Annotated in this window: 14 protein-coding genes; 6 read left to right on the top strand and 8 right to left on the bottom strand. The window is 52.7% G+C overall.

Annotated features, from left to right (window positions below):
* Positions 1-10 precede the first annotated feature (10 nt).
* The 6 genes from Q4606_RS15865 to typA form a co-directional block, all read right to left on the bottom strand.
* Complete coding sequence (locus tag Q4606_RS15865; protein WP_303608128.1) at positions 11-910, bottom strand: CYTH domain-containing protein; 900 nt, start codon at positions 908-910, stop codon at positions 11-13.
* A gap of 97 nt (positions 911-1,007) precedes the next feature.
* On the bottom strand, positions 1,008-1,991 hold the full coding sequence (locus Q4606_RS15870; RefSeq protein ID WP_303597453.1) for a porin: 984 nt from the start codon (positions 1,989-1,991) through the stop codon (positions 1,008-1,010).
* Between the two features lie 298 nt (positions 1,992-2,289).
* Positions 2,290-3,270 (bottom strand): porin, encoded by a 981-nt coding sequence (locus Q4606_RS15875; RefSeq protein WP_303608129.1) that lies wholly within the window; start codon positions 3,268-3,270, stop codon positions 2,290-2,292.
* Between the two features lie 340 nt (positions 3,271-3,610).
* Positions 3,611-4,063 carry a D-aminoacyl-tRNA deacylase gene (gene dtd, locus Q4606_RS15880; protein ID WP_303597451.1) on the bottom strand — a complete coding sequence of 151 codons (453 nt, stop codon included), beginning with the start codon at positions 4,061-4,063 and terminating at the stop codon, positions 3,611-3,613.
* A 96-nt stretch (positions 4,064-4,159) separates the two neighbouring features.
* Positions 4,160-5,122 (bottom strand): prolyl aminopeptidase, encoded by a 963-nt coding sequence (pip, locus tag Q4606_RS15885; protein WP_303608139.1) that lies wholly within the window; start codon positions 5,120-5,122, stop codon positions 4,160-4,162.
* A gap of 136 nt (positions 5,123-5,258) precedes the next feature.
* A complete protein-coding gene (gene typA, locus Q4606_RS15890) occupies positions 5,259-7,070 on the bottom strand; it encodes a translational GTPase TypA (RefSeq protein WP_303597450.1) in 1,812 nt (603 codons plus the stop codon).
* Positions 7,071-7,686: 616 nt separating this feature from the next.
* On the opposite strand from typA, the gene glnA reads away from it, so the two are divergent.
* The 5 genes from glnA to Q4606_RS15915 all read left to right on the top strand — a co-directional run bounded on the left by glnA (position 7,687) and on the right by Q4606_RS15915 (position 13,445).
* The gene (gene glnA, locus Q4606_RS15895; protein ID WP_303597449.1) at positions 7,687-9,090 is read left to right on the top strand and encodes a glutamate--ammonia ligase; all 1,404 of its coding nucleotides are present in this window, start codon (positions 7,687-7,689) and stop codon (positions 9,088-9,090) included.
* A 216-nt stretch (positions 9,091-9,306) separates the two neighbouring features.
* A complete protein-coding gene (locus Q4606_RS15900; RefSeq protein WP_303597448.1) occupies positions 9,307-9,831 on the top strand; it encodes a DUF4124 domain-containing protein in 525 nt (174 codons plus the stop codon).
* A 255-nt stretch (positions 9,832-10,086) separates the two neighbouring features.
* On the top strand, positions 10,087-11,184 hold the full coding sequence (gene glnL / locus Q4606_RS15905; RefSeq protein ID WP_303597447.1) for a nitrogen regulation protein NR(II): 1,098 nt from the start codon (positions 10,087-10,089) through the stop codon (positions 11,182-11,184).
* The gene (glnG, locus tag Q4606_RS15910) at positions 11,181-12,605 is read left to right on the top strand and encodes a nitrogen regulation protein NR(I) (protein ID WP_303608130.1); all 1,425 of its coding nucleotides are present in this window, start codon (positions 11,181-11,183) and stop codon (positions 12,603-12,605) included. The genes glnL and glnG overlap by 4 nt, the downstream gene beginning before the upstream one ends.
* A 93-nt stretch (positions 12,606-12,698) precedes the next feature.
* Entirely contained in the window at positions 12,699-13,445 is a 747-nt protein-coding gene (locus Q4606_RS15915; RefSeq protein WP_303597445.1) for a ParA family protein, read from the top strand.
* A gap of 114 nt (positions 13,446-13,559) precedes the next feature.
* On the opposite strand, the gene ssb is transcribed toward Q4606_RS15915, so the two are convergent.
* Together ssb and Q4606_RS15925 are read right to left on the bottom strand one after the other, a co-directional pair.
* On the bottom strand, positions 13,560-14,096 hold the full coding sequence (gene ssb / locus Q4606_RS15920) for a single-stranded DNA-binding protein (protein ID WP_303608131.1): 537 nt from the start codon (positions 14,094-14,096) through the stop codon (positions 13,560-13,562).
* Between the two features lie 57 nt (positions 14,097-14,153).
* The gene (locus Q4606_RS15925; RefSeq protein WP_303597552.1) at positions 14,154-15,524 is read right to left on the bottom strand and encodes an MFS transporter; all 1,371 of its coding nucleotides are present in this window, start codon (positions 15,522-15,524) and stop codon (positions 14,154-14,156) included.
* A 177-nt stretch (positions 15,525-15,701) separates the two neighbouring features.
* On the opposite strand from Q4606_RS15925, the gene uvrA reads away from it, so the two are divergent.
* A complete protein-coding gene (gene uvrA, locus Q4606_RS15930; protein ID WP_303608132.1) occupies positions 15,702-18,536 on the top strand; it encodes an excinuclease ABC subunit UvrA in 2,835 nt (944 codons plus the stop codon).
* Positions 18,537-18,563: the final 27 nt, after the last annotated feature.

The following is an 18,563-nucleotide window of genomic DNA, read 5'->3' on the forward strand; positions in this document are numbered from 1 at the left end:
CACCATAATCCTAGGGGCCTGGCGACTGCCTTGCCCTGCTCGCCAATAAACCGAGTTGGCATTGACCAAGCTCCGGTTTACCGAGCAAATGGCTTATATCGCCGCCCGAGGCCAGATCCTTGACCAACCCAGAGAAGATCTCTCCCAGGCCGCAAGCTTCAGCCTGAGCACCAAGCAATGGAAGGTCAAGTCCTTCCAGCGACACTGCACTCTGCTCTAGCCATGCGTCACTTAGCCGCTTTAACAAGCGATCGATTTCATCAAAACTGTCGGGTGCCATCCCATCATTTTCAGTTTCTCTCGGTGTTGCTTCCTGTATCCCTGCAAGATGATAACCTTGCTCCGCTTTGCTGATCAGATTGAGAAAGACCGGGCACTGCCAAGCGAGCCTTTCAGCCCAGACCAGAAGACGGGAAGGGTTGCCGGATTTAAGCTCAAACTCCACCTCATGAAGCGGTTTTTGGCGTGAGCCGGCAACAATAACACCGCTGTCCAGGGCGCATTCGATTACGGCTTCACCATCATCAAGCATCACAACTTGTCGGGTGAAATTGGTTTCAAATACCGGCGCCAGCAGAGAGAGGTCTATGTTTTTTTTCAGCGGCGTATCTGCCAGCAAGCACAAAGACAGTGACGGCGAGGTAAGCTCCCACTCCCATTCGCCGCGACGGTGCGCCCCGTTAACCAGTTCGCCCCGGGTTTTGAGCGTTTGTATATATTTCTCTCCCGAGTGCCTGATACGCAAGGCTGCGTGCTGCCGGTTGAGTTGCGCATCCGGGGTATCGTAATAGCAGTTAACCAAGGACTTTTTGCACCCTTTTGAGGCTTCATTCTGCGCCAGCAGCCAATCAAGCGCACTTTTGAGGCAATTCTGCTCAAGACTCAGTTTTATTTCCAGCTCCTCAGCCATCACTCTACCGCCTATAAAGTTTTCTCATCCAAAAACGAAAAACCGGCGACCCTCAGGTCACCGGTTTTCAATACTAACTCATTAGCTGGTTAGCTGATCAGAAATAGTATACCGCACCAACGGCTGCGATGGTGCGCTCGTCACCTGAGTTGCCTTCCAGAGTGTACTGAGCAGCATTGTCAGCGTTCGACAGGTAGCCTTCTACATACACATACATGTTGTCAGACAGGTTGTGCAAAGCTTGCAGAGCAAGAGTGTCGTCTTTGTCACCGGAAACATCATTGTCACGCAACTGATAAGACAACGCGAACTGATTTGCGCCCAGCGTGTATACACCCATCAAACCAAGAACGTCTGCCACATCTTTACGGGTCTCGTAAGAGGCGGTCAGGCGCAGGTCATCAAGGTTGAAACTGGCGCGAAGGCCATAGGTGTTTTCGTTGTTGATATCGGCGCTATTGCTTGAATACTCAGTAGTACCGTCATTGGAATCCATAGCGAACGCCAGTTCCAAAGCATCAACGGTGTACATTGCTGCCAACTGGTACGGGTAGGACTTGCCACCTGGAGTGCTGTCGCCGTTCACCTGTACAGCTGCACCTATGGTCAAACCGCCGAAAGACGGAGACAGGTATTGGATCAAATCGCCTTCACCTGTGTCATAGTTGCCACCGAGATTGGAGCCGACTTCGTAAAAGTTATAGATCTCGTCAATCGCTGACTCGTACATGGAGTCGTCGGAACCCACCCAAACCTGACCAAAGCCGTCGCCTTTCACACCGATGTAAGCTTCGTCCAGCTTATCAATACCGTTGCTGTTAGCTTTGTCATCAGCGTTGATGCCTTCCAGCTCCAACTTGAAGAAACCAGTGATGCCCGGAGCGATTTCGTGATCATGCTTGACGCCGAGGGTTGAACCGTTGTCAGAGTGCTCAACATCTGAACCGGCACCGTCAACGTTGGTGTGTGTCAGCACGTACTGAATGTTACCGTAAACAGTCGGCAGGTTGCTTTCCTGAGCCAGTGCGGTACCAGAAATAGTGGCTGCAGCGATAGCTGATGCTATGAGTGTTTTTTTCATTCTATATCTTCCTTTTAAATGGTCTCGGTTTTGGCGAAGAGGATTTGGGCTCTAATTTCCATACCTCCGAAATCAGCAAAACTCCCTGAGCATCTTCTCGGGCGACGTTTATCACAGCAAATCATAGCCTTACTGACCGACACTTCAAAGCACTATACCAGGCCGAGTTGAGGTACAGGCAGTTCGATTTCTAACTTCGCTATCTTACCGTCTCGTCAAACGATGATACATCCCATAAAAAAACCGGCCGCCCAAAGGGCTGCCGGTTTTTCGGAATTCTGATTAGCTTTTCAGCTGATCAGAAGTAGTATACCGCACCAACGGCTGCAACAGAGGCTTCGCTCTCTGTAGGAACGCCGTATGCGCCGTCGTCACCACCACCAAGGTAGCCTTCGAAATACACATACATGTTGTCAGACAGGTTGTGCAGAGCCTGAAGAGTCACAGTGTCACTGTCTGCTCCTCCAGTTACGTCAGAGCTGAACATTTCGTATGACAGAGCGAACTGGTTAGCACCCAGTGCGTAAACACCCATAACGCCATAGGTATCACCGACGTCTTTGCGAGTCTGGTACTCACCGGTCAGGCTGAAATCGCCCGCGTCGTAAGTGCCGCGCAGACCATAGGTGTTTTCGTTGTTGATATCGGCGCCATTACTGGAATACCCAGTAGTACCGTCGTTGGAGTCCATAGCGAACGCCAGTTCCAGGCTATCCACTGCATAGATCGCAGCCAACTGGTACGGGTAGGACTTGCCGCCAGTAGTGCCGTCGCCATTTACCTGAACCGCTGCACCCAGAGTCAAACCACCGAAGGACGGAGTAGAGTACTGAACCAGATCGCCTTCACCTGTGTCGTACGATCCGCCAATGCTCAGGTCGGCAGCTTCGTAGAAGTTGGCAATGGTATCAATCGCACGCTCATAGGTAGAGTCGTCAGAACCAACCCACAACTGACCGAAGCTGTCGCCTTTCACACCAATGTAGGCTTCGTCCAGCTTATCGATACCGCTGCTGTTAGCTTTGTCATCAGCATTGATACCTTCAAGTTCAATTTTGAAGAAGCCAGTGATACCAGGAGCAATCTCGTGGTCGTGCAAAATACCAAGGGTACTGCCGTTGTCGCGATGATCGAGGCCGTTGGCTCCGCCTTCAACGTCACTGTAGGTCACCGCGTACTGGATATTACCGTACACAGTCGGCATGTTGCTTTCCTGAGCCAGCGCAGTGCCAGAAATAGTGGCTGCAGCGATAGCCGATGCAATGAGTGTTTTCTTCATGTTGTATATCCTTTTGCGAGTTTTATCAGGTAATAACAACGGGCTAATCCCGGTTTCTGTAAGGCGCCCCAGAACAACTGGATGGCTCCGACTGTATTGCTTCCGCATGTCAGAATGATGACATGACAGCAACTTTTCTTATTATTGGGACCTGGAATAAACCAGATCCATATAGTTCAGCTAGTTACAGCACTCTCTTAAAGCACTGGATGATGACACTGTTTTAATACAACAGAGCCTTTTTTGCAAATATTTAATGCTCGCCTTTTAGCTCATTTGGCAGCAGAACATTCAACCCTTATTCCTGAGAACCTTCGTCCTGAGTATCTTCGAGGCACACTTACCTTTTCCGGGTTGAGAGCAAAAACGTAGCAGGACCGTCATTGATCAGGCTCACTTTCATATCTGCGCCGAAAAGCCCTGCTTTAACTCTCTCCGCACCCATTTCCGCACGGGAAAAAGCTATGAAGCCAGCACACATTTCGCTTGCAATATCCGGACCAGCTGCCAAAGAGAACCCCGGACGAGTACCAGAGGAGGTATCTGCAGCAAGCGTAAATTGAGGGACAACAAGAAGGGCGCCACCAGTGTCAAGTACACTTCGGTTCATACGGCCGGCTTCATCAGGAAAAATACGATAAGTAAGAACTCTGCGGCACAGTTCCTTTGCCTCATCCAGCCCATCTCCATTCTCGACACCCAGCAACAAAAGGATACCTGCGCCTATCCTTGAAACTTCACGATCATCGACTTCGACGCTCGCTTCCGATACCCGCTGAACAAGCCCTTTCATCTGGCGCTCTGACCGCTCCGACCAAACGAGAATTAAAATCTGGTAAGAGTGTATCCATGCCCACAGATTCTCGCAACCCTTTAAGGCCAGAAGATATCAGCCCGCATTTTGGCGAGCTTTAGCCAAGACCTCATCAACACCGCGCATGAGCGCGTCCACAATGGCGGGCTCGGAAGCTGAATGACCAGCATCGCGAATAATGCGCAAATCTGCCTCCGGCCATGCTCTGCTAAGCGCAAGGGCATTATCAAGCGGGCAAACCATGTCGTAGCGACCATGAACGATAATACCGGGTATCTCCTGGAGTTTGTGGGCATCCCGGATAATCTGATTATCCTCGAGAAACGAGGCATTCATGAAGTAGTGGCATTCTATACGCGCCAACGCGATTGCAACATGAGGATGGCTAAAATGCTCAACAACGCCCGGATTAGGCTGCAGAGTCGCACAACGGCCTTCCCAGACCGACCAGGCTTTTGCAGCCTGAATCTGCTCCAGCTCGTTATCGCTTGTCAGTCTGCGATAGTAGGCACTTACCATGTCCCCACGCTCACTTTCGGGAATCTGCGCTTCAAAGTCCTGCCAATAATCCGGAAAGATCCGGCTTGCACCATCCTGGTAGAACCAGGAAATATCCTTCGGCCGGCACAGAAAAATACCGCGAAGAACAAGCCCCAGCACTCTCTCGGTATGCGCTTGGGCATATACCAGGCTAAGAGTAGAGCCCCAGCTCCCACCGAATAACAGCCAGCGATCAATGCCCAGAAACGTGCGAATGGTCTCCATATCCTCTACGAGCTTGTCAGTGCTGTTTCCTTCCAGCTCGGCAAGAGGCGTGGAACGGCCGGCACCGCGCTGGTCCATCAAGATTATCCGAAAACGCTCAGCATCGAAAAAACGGCGATGATAGTCTTCGCACCCGCCCCCCGGGCCTCCATGAACGAAGAGCACAGGTATACCATCAGGATTCCCACTCTCTTCAACATACAACTCATGGGGCACATCAACTGCCAGCCGATGTTTGGCATAGGGTTTGATATCCGGGTACAAATTAAGCATGACCAGTCCGCCGATTCGATAGGGTTTGGTAGCATTGTAGCGGAGTTGAATAGTCGGTGTGTGAGCCATGCACAAAGCACGAGCATAAAAAAGGCCGGGGCTGTTGCCAGCGCCGGCCTGATTCAGAACATAAAGATTACTTCTTGGTGGCGCGCTTACGCTCATTCTCCGTAAGGTGCTTCTTACGCAGACGAATAGACTTAGGCGTTACTTCAACCAGTTCGTCATCATCAATAAATTCAAGCGCCTGCTCCAGAGTAAACTTAATCGGCGGTACCAGCGCAATGACTTCATCCTTGCCGGACGCACGCATGTTATCGAGTTTCTTGCCCTTGGTCGGGTTAATCACCAGGTCGTTGTCACGACTATGGATACCGCAAAGCTGCCCCTCGTAGACTTCCTGACCCGGCTCCAGGAACAATTTGCCACGGCTCTGGAGTGTTTCCAGGGAATAAGTCAACGCGGTGCCCTTGGCCATAGACACCAGAACGCCATTCTGACGATTGGTCACATCTCCAACCTTGATCGGGCCATAATGACTGAAGGTTGAGGTAAGAATACCTGTGCCGGAAGTCATGGTCAGAAAAGTATTCCGGAAACCAATCAGACCGCGAGCCGGAATGGTATATTCCAGGCGCATACGACCCTTTCCATCCGGAACCATGTTGGTCAGATCGCCTCTGCGCAGACCCATCTGTTCCATCAAAGGCCCCTGGTGCTGCTCTTCGATATCGACGATAACGTTCTCGTATGGCTCCTGTTTTTCGCCATCCACTTCCCTGATAACGACTTCGGGACGACCTACCGCCAGCTCAAAGTTTTCGCGACGCATGTTCTCGATGAGTACCGACAGGTGCAGCTCACCGCGGCCAGACACCTTGAACTTGTCCGCCGAATCGCCTTCTTCAACGCGCAGAGCAACGTTGTGCAACAGCTCTTTCTCAAGGCGGTCCTTAATGTTCCGACTGGTGACAAACTTGCCTTCTTTGCCACAAAACGGTGAGTCGTTGACCTGGAAGGTCATAGACACTGTAGGCTCGTCCACCGTCAACGGCGGCAAGGCCTCAACATTGTTCATATCGCACAGAGTGTCGGAGATAAACAGCTGATCCAGACCACTGACACACACAATGTCGCCCGCTTGAGCCTCATCAACCTCAACCCGCTGCAAGCCCGAGTGGCCCATGATTTTCAGAATCCGCCCCTGGCGTTTCTTGCCATCTGCACCGATAGCCACCACAGGCGAATTGGTTTTGATCTTCCCGCGTGCGATACGTCCAATACCGATCACACCCAAAAAGCTGCTGTAGTCCAACTGCGAGACCTGCATCTGGAAAGGGCCATCCATATCCACCGCAGGCGCAGGCACGTGGTCGACGATCGCCTGAAAAACAGGATCCATATTGTCACTCAGGTCTTCATGATCCAGACCGGCAATACCATTCAAGGCACTGGCGTAAACAATAGGAAAGTCCAGCTGCTCGTCAGTGGCACCCAGGCTATCAAACAGGTCGAATACCTGATCCACAACCCAATCCGGGCGAGCACCCGGGCGATCGATCTTGTTCACCACAACGATCGGGCGCAGCCCGGCCGCGAATGCCTTCTGGGTTACAAAGCGAGTCTGCGGCATGGGCCCGTCGATGGAATCGACCACCAGAAGCACACAATCGACCATGCTCATTACTCGCTCTACCTCACCACCAAAGTCCGCGTGGCCCGGGGTATCTACGATGTTGATGTCGTAGCCGTTCCACTTCAGTGCGGTATTCTTGGCCAGAATGGTAATGCCACGTTCTTTTTCCTGGTCATTGGAATCCATGACGCGCTCGTTCTCGAGCTCTTTGCGATCCAGCGTACCAGAAAGGCGCAAAAGCTTATCTACGAGGGTGGTCTTACCATGGTCAACGTGGGCGATGATGGCGATATTACGAAGTTTCTCAATCACAAAATTATTCCTGCGGCATGCACTCAATGACCTGAGAGGGTCGTTCACGGGCAACGCCCGCACATGCCATCTCAAATCCGTAAAATGAACTCATCCACCGGAGCCTGGTGGCCCGGCGCCTCACATGTGCCTGGCAGGTCTCTAACCCGGGCACGTGCGGAGAAAATGAAGCGGCGCGCAGTATATCGAAAACTCTTCGCCGTTTATATGAAGAAGAACGCCTATTTCTTAATCAATCTCGCCCAGACAAGGTTGCGCACCAAATCAGAGCAATGTTGCCAATGACGCCCTTTGCACGCCCCATTACAGTGCGGCGCCCCACCATCGCGATATGTAGACCGGCACAACTCGTTTGCACAAACCGTGCTAGCCACCTGTTATAGGACCCAGATGACCACCGACACCGGAAAACAATCAAAACTGGCAAGCACATTGCTTTGATCCCCTCATCAGGTTTTTCGATTATCTGTAAAGCCGAAATGTGAAGGTAACAACCAACAGCTTTTGCTAAGCTGCGCAAACCTGAACAAAAGACCGGAACTCAACTCTAAAAGAGCAATCCGGAGTATGATCACGAATACACCCGCGGTGCGGGGTTACTTATGGAGCAGTCACAATGTCCAAGACAGTTGATTTGATTAAAGAACACGAAGTCAAATGGGTTGATATGCGCTTCACCGACAGCCGGGGTAAAGAGCAGCATGTCACCATCCCTGCAACAGATATCGATGAAGACTTCTTTGCCGAAGGCAAGATGTTTGACGGTTCTTCCATCTCTGGCTGGAAAGGCATTAACGAATCCGACATGATCCTGATGCCGGATGACAGCAGTTCAGTTCTTGATCCGTTCACCGAAGAAAGCACCGTCAACATTACCTGTAACATTGTTGAGCCTTCTACCATGCAAGGCTACGAGCGTGATCCCCGCTCCGTTGCCCGCCGTGCCGAAGAGTACTTGAAGTCCACAGGTATCGCAGATGGCGCTTTGTTTGGCCCCGAGCCCGAGTTCTTCGTTTTCGATTCCGCCAAGTGGAAAACCGATATGCAGGGCTCCATGTATGAGCTCTACTCCGAAGAAGCAGCGTGGGTTTCCGGCGACGATTTCGACCGCAATAACACAGGCCACCGCCCTGGCGTGAAAGGCGGCTACTTCCCGGTACCACCGGTAGATAGCCTGCATGATCTGCGTGGAGCTATGTGCGCGGCCATGGAATCCATGGGTCTGGATATTGAAGTACACCACCACGAAGTAGGCACTGCGGGCCAGTGTGAAATCGGTGTTGGACCCAATACACTGACCAAAAAAGCAGACGAAGTTCAGATTCTGAAGTACTGCGTGCACAACGTGGCTCATGCCTACGGCAAGACCGCCACCTTTATGCCCAAGCCCGTAGTCGGTGACAACGGCTCCGGCATGCACGTACACATGAGCCTGAACAAAGATGGCAAGAACCTGTTTGCAGGTGACAGCTATGCTGGCCTGAGTGAAATGGCTCTATTCTACGTTGGCGGTATCATCAAGCACGCCAAAGCCATCAATGCTTTCACCAACCCGGCCACTAACAGCTATAAGCGCCTGGTTCCCGGGTTCGAAGCGCCGGTCATGCTGGCTTACTCTGCACGCAACCGTTCTGCATCTATCCGCATCCCATATGTCACCAGCCCGAAAGCCCGTCGCGTGGAAGTACGCTTCCCGGATGCAGCAGCTAACCCGTACCTGGCATTCGCAGCCATGATGATGGCCGGCATTGACGGCATCCAGAACAAGATTCACCCGGGCGATGCCATGGACAAGGATCTTTACGACCTGCCCAAAGAGGAAGCTCTCAGCATTCCAAAGGTTGCCGAAACCCTGAAAGAAGCGCTGGACTGCCTGGAAGAAGATCACGAATTTCTGACCCAGGGCGGCGTATTTACCGAAGACATGATTGCAGGGTATATCGACCTGAAGCGTGGCGAAGTTGAACGCATCAACATGACCACCCACCCGGTTGAGTTCGAGCTGTACTATTCTTGCTAAAGCTGCACCAGCAGTTTTTGCTTGAACCGCCTTTGCGGTGAATAGCAGCCCAAAAGCCTCGCTCTCAAAGAGCGGGGCTTTTTTTCGGGCCGCATTTGTGATCTTCCGCACACTGCCGCAGCCCTTAACGATATGTAACCAACATCTCCCTCTACTGCATTGAAAAGGCCCGCCCCGCCATTGATAATCAATGCAAACATTACATAGGTTGTGATTATGAACCGCAAGCTTGGAATCATCGCAGGGCTATCGCTCCTGGTCGCGGGCCCCGCGGCTGCAGAGGTCTACCGTAATGTAGATGCCCAGGGCAATGTAACCTTCTCTGACGAGCCCTCGAAAGGCGCAGAGGCGGTAAAGGTTAAGCCGGTTACTACGATTACGCTCCCCAAGCCCCAAAATGTCCGGGAAACCGACAAACTCCGGGAAGAAGTGGAACGTGAAGGCTCGATCTATGAGAGCGTCTCGTTTTCTTATCCTGAAGACGAACAGGCATTCCACTCCGGCAGTGGAGACGTGCGGTTCGAAATGCGCAGCACGCCAGGACTTGAAGCCGGGCACAAATATGAGGTAACGCTGGATGGCCAGCCAGTTGGCCAGAGCTCTTCCGGCACGGTTACCGTCAGCAATGTTTTTCGGGGAACGCACGAGGCAGGTATCCACATTGTGGACAGCAATGGCGTTCAGATTAAAACTGGCAGTTCGATTCGATTCACCGTTCACCGCCCTTCTGTTCAGAATTAACTCTCGATAGCCGCACCATTATAGTGCAACCGATTCATGGTTGTGCGAAACTTCAGGCAGCAACGGAGCAATGCTTCGGGCTGCCCGACCCTTTTCATAGCAATCCCGCCCTGAAATGACGCGCCGCCGGCCAGCTTCTCCTTTGTTTGGCCAAACAACACGGCCGCACTCTGAAATTGGTTCAATTTTTGCTGATTCCTGTTACAGCAAACACCAAACCCCGCTCTTCCGGCTTAACACCAACAGGAAGCACGTATGGCAAACACATTCGCCAACGCAAACATGTACAAGAACATGCTGGAGCATCTTACGACCGCAGTTCTGGTACTGGAGAGCGATCTTATAATCCGCTACCTGAACCCCGCTGCCGAAAGTCTCTTTGAGACCAGCCTGACCCGCAGTTCCGGGCTTCATCTCAGCGATATCCTTCTGGATGCGGAAAGCACCTTTAATACCCTTCGCACTGCAGCAGAGTCAGGCCAGTCTTACACTCGCAGGGAAACAGAGTTCCTTCTTGCCGGCGGCTCTCAGAGAGTTGTGGACTACTCGGTTTCACTCCTTGACCAGGACCCTGCGGTTTTGCTTCTGGAGGTGCAACCTAGGGACCGCCTGCTGCGGATAAGCAGAGAAGAAGACCTGATATCCCAGCAGGAAACCACACGAATCCTGGTGCGCGGCATGGCCCATGAGATAAAGAATCCTCTCGGGGGCATTCGCGGCGCCGCCCAGTTACTCGATCGTGAACTATCCAGTGCAGATCAACGCGAATACACACGAGTCATCATTGAAGAAGCCGATCGGCTACGCAGCCTTGTTGATCGCATGCTGGGCCCCAACAAGGCAATGAAGCCGGCACTCGTCAATATTCATGAAATCCTTGAACGGGTGCGCACCCTGCTGGAAGCCGAGTCCAAAGGCAGGGTACGCCTGCAGCGCGACTACGACCCGAGTCTGCCAGAGTTTTTAGGCGATAAAGAGCAGCTCATTCAGGCTTTTCTCAACATTGCTCGAAATGCGATGGAGGCGGCCTTTGAAAGCGAGGCCATCCATTCAGAAAGCCAGAAAGCACCCACGATTACTTTCCGCACCCGTGCACTGCGCAAGGTCACCATCGGCCCAAGGCGGCATCGGCTTGTGTGCCGGATAGACATCATCGACAACGGCCCGGGAATCCCCCCGGAACTCCGACAGAATATTTTCTACCCCATGATCAGCGGCCGCGCCAATGGCACAGGGCTCGGGCTATCCATTACCCAGAGCATCATCAGCCAACATCACGGGCTGGTTGAGTGTGAGAGCGAGCCGGGTCGGACAGATTTCATCATCTTCTTACCCCTGGAGGGCACACCATGAGCCAACAACCCGCAAACATCTGGATCGTCGACGACGATCGCAGCATACGCTGGGTGCTGGAACGCGCCCTTAGCCAGGCTGGCATGCAGCCCACCGCTTTCGAAAGCGGTGAAAATATCATGAGGCGACTGGAGCACGAACAACCAGATGCCATAATCAGTGATATTCGCATGCCAGGGGTCGATGGCATCACCTTGCTATCACATATTGTGGAAGCACACCCAGACGTACCTGTCATCATAATGACCGCGCATTCAGATCTGGAAAGCGCCGTTACAAGTTATCAGACGGGGGCATTCGAGTACCTTCCAAAACCGTTCGATGTAGACGACGCAGTAGGCCTTGCGAAGCGAGCCGTCGCTCATAGCCAGGAAAAACGGGCAGCCTCTCAGCCACAAGCAGAAACCATGCAGCGCAGCACCGAAATCATCGGTGAGGCGCCCGCCATGCAGGAAGTTTTTCGCGCTATCGGCAGGCTTTCCCACTCGAATATCACCGTGCTTATCAACGGTGAAAGCGGCACAGGAAAGGAGCTTGTCGCCCAGGCGCTACACAACCATAGCCCCAGAGCGCGACATCCTTTCATAGCCCTCAACATGGCTGCCATCCCTCGGGACCTTATAGAATCAGAACTCTTCGGCCATGAAAAAGGCGCATTCACCGGTGCTTCGGCGGTCCGTCAAGGACGGTTTGAACAAGCGAATGGAGGCACCCTGTTTCTTGATGAAATCGGTGATATGCCAGGCGACACCCAGACCCGACTACTCAGGGTACTGGCGGATGGAGAGTTCTACCGCGTTGGCGGCACAACCCCCATTAAGGTAGACGTCCGCATCATCGCAGCCACGCACCAGAATCTGGAAAAGCTCGTGCAATCTGGCTCCTTCCGGGAAGACCTTTTTCATCGTTTGAATGTTATTCGCGTGCATCTGCCGAAGCTGTCCGAACGCAGTGAGGACATCCCCCGATTAATGCAGCACTTTTTGCAACGAGCCGCCAGGGAACTATCCGTAGAGCCCAAGATTCTTCGTCCGGAAGCCGAAAACTACCTCACAACCCTGCCCTGGCCCGGCAACGTGCGTCAGCTTGAAAACACGTGTCGATGGCTCACGGTGATGGCCAGCGGACGAGAGATACACATTAATGACCTGCCGCCGGAGCTATTACACCAGAGCGAAGCCCCCACTACGGGAATAACATGGCAGGAGGGGCTTAAAAACTGGGCTGAACAAGAATTAAAGAGAGGAGAAAGGGCAATACTCGGATCGGCTCTGCCAGAGTTTGAAAGAATCATGATCGAGACCGCCCTGAAACACACCGGAGGCCGCCGTCGGGATGCCTCAATTCTTCTTGGCTGGGGGCGCAATACTCTTACACGTAAAATTAATGAACTGGGCATGGAAAGCACGGAGGAAGAGTGAGCTCCAAATTGAAATATGTTTTCGGTACCCTGATAGAGTATAAGTTGGTTTGAGCACAAGACATGAAGTCTGACTAGAAAGGACGCCAAGAACATGAGGACCGTTGCGTTTTACAGTCCAAAAGGAGGCGTGGGAAAAACTGCCTCTGCCGTAAACATTGCTTATCTGGCAAGTCTCAGCGGGCTATCAACCCTGCTCTGGGACTTGGATTCTCAGGGCTCTGCTAGCTTCTACCTGTCAAGAGGAGCTCCAGGCGAAGGAAAGAAAATAACGAAACTGCTTGAAGGTCGTACCCCAATCGCAGATTTCATAGAGGAAGGCGTTTACCCAAACCTGGATTTCATCCCTGCTCATAAGAGCTTCAGGCACCTCGATATCCGGCTTGAAGAAGATGAACGCAGCCAGCCTCTAAAAGACATGCTCGCTCCTCTGGCGGAGGAGACAAGCCTTGTTATATTGGATTGCCCACCTGGCCAGTCCAGGTTGACGGAACAAGTCTTGAAGGTCGCCGATCTGGTCTACGTGCCCCTGGTCCCTACCTGGCTGTCACTAAACAGCTGGAAACAGTTTCATGATTTTGTCCGCGACAAAAAGCTGGGCGTCAAAAAGCTTCGCCCCTTCTTCACGCTGGTAGATAGGCGCAAAAAACTTCATAGGGAACTCGTAGAACAAAACTCGTCGCTATTTGATAAACCATCAAAGACAAGAATCCCGTATTCCAGTGCAGTAGAAAGAATGGGCGAGGAAGGGCTTCCCCTGGAATTACTGAGCCCACGATCCGAACCAGCGGCTTCTTATCGGCGATTATGGTCTGAGGTTCGGACAGAGCTCAAGCTATGAAACCGCTGCGTGTGACCGGCCTGAGCAGGGCAATGAATAGCTGAATCACCGACTCAAAAAAATGGCTGCCAAGTAAGGCAGCCATTTTTAAAGACTTTATGTCGCAGGTATATCCTAGAACGGAATATCATCATCAAAATCGTCAACTGGCTCAGGCATACTGCCACCCTGAGCTGGCTGGCCAGGACTCTGATTGTAACCACCTGACTGTTGAGGCTGCGGGTTATTCTGGGCGGGTGCAGCAGGCGCAGATTGCTGCTGTGGACGCCCGGCAGGAGCGCCTTGGCCCATACCACCTTCACCGCCGCGGCTGTCCAGCATCTGCATCTGACCATTTATATCGACAACCACCTCTGTGGTGTAAACATCCTGGCCTTCTTTGTTCTGCCATTTACGCGTCTGAAGCTTGCCCTCAATATAGACTTTGGAGCCTTTACGCAGGTACTGGCCTGCGATCTCGGCAATCTTTCCAAACATGACAATTCGATGCCATTCGGTTTTTGGAACCATCTGGCCGGTCTGGCGATCTTTGTAACTCTCGTCAGTAGCAAGATTCAGGTTCACCACGGCATTGCCGTTCGGGGTATAACGGGTATCTGGATCCTGCCCTAGATTTCCGATAAGAATAACTTTGTTAACACCTCTTGCCATGTTCTGCTCCTGATTCTGTTTTCAGCGACACTCGCATTCCTTGCGAGCCTCCGGATTTCAAGAACTGCTACCCTGTCGGACAAACGGGAAGTCCGCAAGTAACGCCTCATCAAAGTGCTGTCGATCCACCTTTAAGTAGGCGGTAGACGCGTTTTCAATAATGACCACATCCTGCACACCCGGCAAGCGGCGCAGACTGCCATCAACATCATCGTACTGATTGCCGACCATATCCCGCAACTGTACCACGAAACCTGATGTGTGGCCCGGCGCCGGCATAGTCAGAGCGACCAGCAACCACAATCCGAGGGCGGCGACCATAAACCAGACAACACCGTCTATACCTACCTGCTGCAGCAAGTAACCGCCAAAAGCTCCGCCCAGGAAGGCTCCCATAAACTGGGAGGTGGAGTACACGCCCATAGCCGTTCCTTTGCTGGCCGCTGGCGCCTCTTTACTGATCAGGGAAGGCAGGCTGGCTTCCAGCAGATTGAACGCCATGAAAAAGAAAAACATCACCACCCACGCGAAAGCGAGGCTGTCGGATACACCCGAAAGTCCCGCCGTCGCCATTGCAAGTAAGGCGATTGCGCCGCCGAGCACAGGCTTCATCATGCGCTTTTTCTCGCCAATAATGATGAAGGGCACCATGGCAAAAAATGAAGTAACCATCACACTCAGGTAAAACCACCAATGGGAGCCACTGGCCAATCCGAGCTGGTTCTGAAGAACTGATGGAAACACCAGAAACAACGAAGTAAGAACGAGATGCAGCACGAAAATACCGAAATCCAGTCGTAACAATCGCTTGTCAGACAAAACCTTTCCGAGCATGGCTTTCGCAGGATGAGTGTCGGCACTGACTTTATGCTGATGCGGAGTAGGCACCACGCGGCTGACGATGAACAGGGCAATCATTGCCAATACGCCCGTGGCATAGAAAATCCCAGACAGCCCCCATACCGAACCCACCAGAGGTCCCAGTACCAGCGAGACAGAAAAGGAAAGCCCGATAGAGATACCTACCGTCGCCATGGCCTTGGTTCGCTCTTCTTCCCGGGTAAGGTCACTGAGCAACGCCATGAGCACACTGGCAATAGCGCCCGCCCCCTGAAGAATCCGGCCTGCGATAACAACGTATATTGAATCCGCAGAGCCTGCCAGTATGCTGCCTGCAGCAAACAGAACCAGGCCGATATAGATCATTCGTTTGCGGCCAACACGATCTGACAGAAAGCCAAAGGGAATCTGGAGCAATGCCTGGCTCAGGCCATAGGCGCCAATGGCGAAGCCGAGCAACGCCGGAGTCGCACCTTCAAGGCTGTCACCCAGCAACATGAACACTGGCATGATCATGAACAACCCGAGCATGCGTATGGCGTATACCGACGCCAGCGCAAATACGGAGCGTTTTTCCAGCGTATTCATGGCAATCGGCTCCTCTCCCGGGGTTGAATGCGTGGCCTGGCGAAAGAACATATCTGTCGCCGGCGGCGCATTGTATCAGAAGGTTCTCCGCCGGGGGACAGGTACGACTTTATCTACATTTTCGCCGCGGCGGGTGTAACGCGGTATAATTTCCGTTTTTTCTCCAAGCGAGGTGTTATGGATCATATCCAGATCAAAGGGGCACGGACCCACAACCTGAAGAACATCGACCTGGATATCCCAAGGGACAAGCTGATTGTCATTACCGGCTTATCCGGATCAGGCAAATCATCCCTGGCCTTTGATACACTTTATGCCGAAGGTCAGAGACGCTATGTGGAATCTCTATCCACCTATGCGCGCCAGTTCCTCTCCATGATGGAAAAGCCCGATGTAGACCACATCGAAGGCCTCTCCCCTGCCATATCTATCGAGCAGAAATCCACATCGCACAACCCCCGCTCCACAGTTGGCACCATCACCGAAATCTATGATTACCTGCGCCTGTTGTTCGCCCGGGCTGGTGAGCCTCGATGCCCGGATCATGGCCAACCACTGGTAGCGCAAACTGTCAGCCAGATGGTTGATCAGGTGCTTGCTATGCCCGAAGACAGCAAGCTGATGATCCTTGCTCCGGTTATCCGTGACCGTAAAGGTGAACACCTTCAAGTCGTGGAGACCATGCGTAGCCAGGGCTTTATTCGACTTCGAGTGGATGGCACAGTTTACGATATCGACGATGTACCAACGCTGGACAAGAAGCGCAAGCACCAGATTGACGTGGTGGTTGACCGCTTCAAAGTTAAGCCAGGCTTGGAACAGCGTCTTGCCGAGAGTTTTGAAACCGCCCTGGGTCTCGCTGACGGTATCGCCCTTGTGGCTCCGATGGACGGCGATAGCAGCAGCGACATAGAAGAACGCACTTTTTCCGCAAAATACGCCTGCACTCAGTGCGGCTATGCTTTAAGCGAACTCGAGCCAAAGTTGTTTTCATTTAACAACCCGGCAGGGGCATGTCCTACTTGCGACGGACTGGGGGTAAAACAGTTTTTTGATGCGGATAAAATCGTCCAGCATCCTGAAGCAACTCTTGCCGCTGGTGCCATTAAAGGCTGGGATCGCCGGGCAGTATACTATTTCCAGATACTGAGCAGTGTCGCCGAACACTATGGCATCGATCTGGAGACGCCCTGGGAGGAGCTCCCGGAAGAATTTCAGACCACTCTCCTTTTCGGATCGGGATCAGAAGAGATTCCATTTCGCTACGTGAACTCCCGTGGTCACATCATGGAAAAATCCCATTCTTTTGAAGGGATCATCCCAAATCTTGAACGTCGCTATCGGGAAACGGACTCGCAAAGCGTGCGAGAAGAACTTTCGCGTAATCTCAGCACTCAGGCCTGTAAGGGATGCAAGGGTACCCGCCTTCGCCGCAGCGCACGGCACGTTTTCATCGACAATCACAACCTGCCGGACCTTACCCATCTTCCGATCGGTGAAGCTTATGCCTACTTTGAGACACTCACACTGCCTGGGCGCAGAGGCGAGATCGCCGAAAAGATCACAAAGGAAGTGCGCCAGAGGCTCCAGTTTCTGGTAAATGTCGGCCTCGAATACCTGACTCTCGAGCGCAGTGCCGACACACTGTCTGGCGGTGAGGCACAGAGAATCAGGCTCGCCAGCCAAATAGGGGCAGGCCTGGTAGGAGTTATGTACATTCTTGATGAACCCTCCATTGGGCTTCATCAACGAGATAATGACAGGTTATTGAGTACCCTAACCCACCTTCGTGACCTGGGTAATACTGTCATCGTGGTCGAACACGACGAGGACGCCATCCTCGCGGCAGATCACGTAATTGATATCGGCCCTGGCGCTGGCGTTCATGGCGGGCAAATCATAGCTCAGGGAACCCCTGCCCAAATCCTGGAGAATCCGGATTCATTGACCGGCCAGTATTTGAGCGGGACAAAAGAAATCGCCATTCCCGAAGTAAGAAACAAGGGAAACGGACAAACTCTGACGCTGACCGGAGCAACCGGCAACAACCTGCAGAATGTGACACTCACATTGCCCCTGGGCATCATGACCTGTGTAACGGGAGTATCAGGCTCAGGCAAGTCCACTCTCATTAACAGCACTCTATATCCTGTCGCAGCCGCCAAGCTAAATAAAGCCACCAGCCTGAGCCACGCACCCTATGGCTCGCTGAAAGGCCTTGATCACCTGGACAAAGTGATCGATATAGACCAGAGCCCGATCGGGAGAACACCCCGCTCGAACCCGGCCACCTATACCGGGCTGTTCACCCCGATTCGGGAACTGTTTGCAGGCACTCAGGAAGCAAGATCGAGAGGCTACAAACCGGGGCGCTTCTCCTTCAACGTCAAAGGTGGGCGCTGTGAGGCTTGCCAGGGCGACGGAATGATCAAGGTAGAAATGCATTTTCTGCCCGACGTTTACGTTCCCTGTGATGTATGCAAAGCCAAGCGTTATAACCGTGAGACACTGGAAGTACGCTACAAAGGGAAGAACATCAACGAAGTCCTGAGCATGACGGTGGAAGAAGGCCGGGAGTTTTTCGATGCCGTGCCGTTCCTGGCCAGAAAGCTGCAAACCCTGATTGATGTGGGGCTATCCTACATTCGCCTTGGGCAAAGCGCCGTGACCCTGTCCGGTGGTGAAGCTCAACGAGTCAAACTAGCCAAAGAGCTCTCCAAGCGGGATACCGGCAAAACGCTGTATATACTCGACGAACCCACGACAGGACTCCACTTCTACGACATTCAGCAACTGTTGAACGTTTTGCAGCGCTTGCGAGACCACGGCAACACCATTGTGGTCATCGAACACAACCTGGACGTAATCAAAACGGCGGACTGGGTAATCGACCTGGGCCCCGAAGGTGGTTCTGGGGGTGGTCAGATCATTGCGGAAGGCACTCCGGAAGAAGTTGCAGAGAGTCCAGCGTCCCATACAGGCCGTTATTTGAAGCCACTGCTGAATAGATAGATCGGATATATTCCGGAGCACAAAGGC

The organism is Marinobacter sp. 1_MG-2023, from assembly GCF_030549045.1.
GTDB lineage: Bacteria > Pseudomonadota > Gammaproteobacteria > Pseudomonadales > Oleiphilaceae > Marinobacter.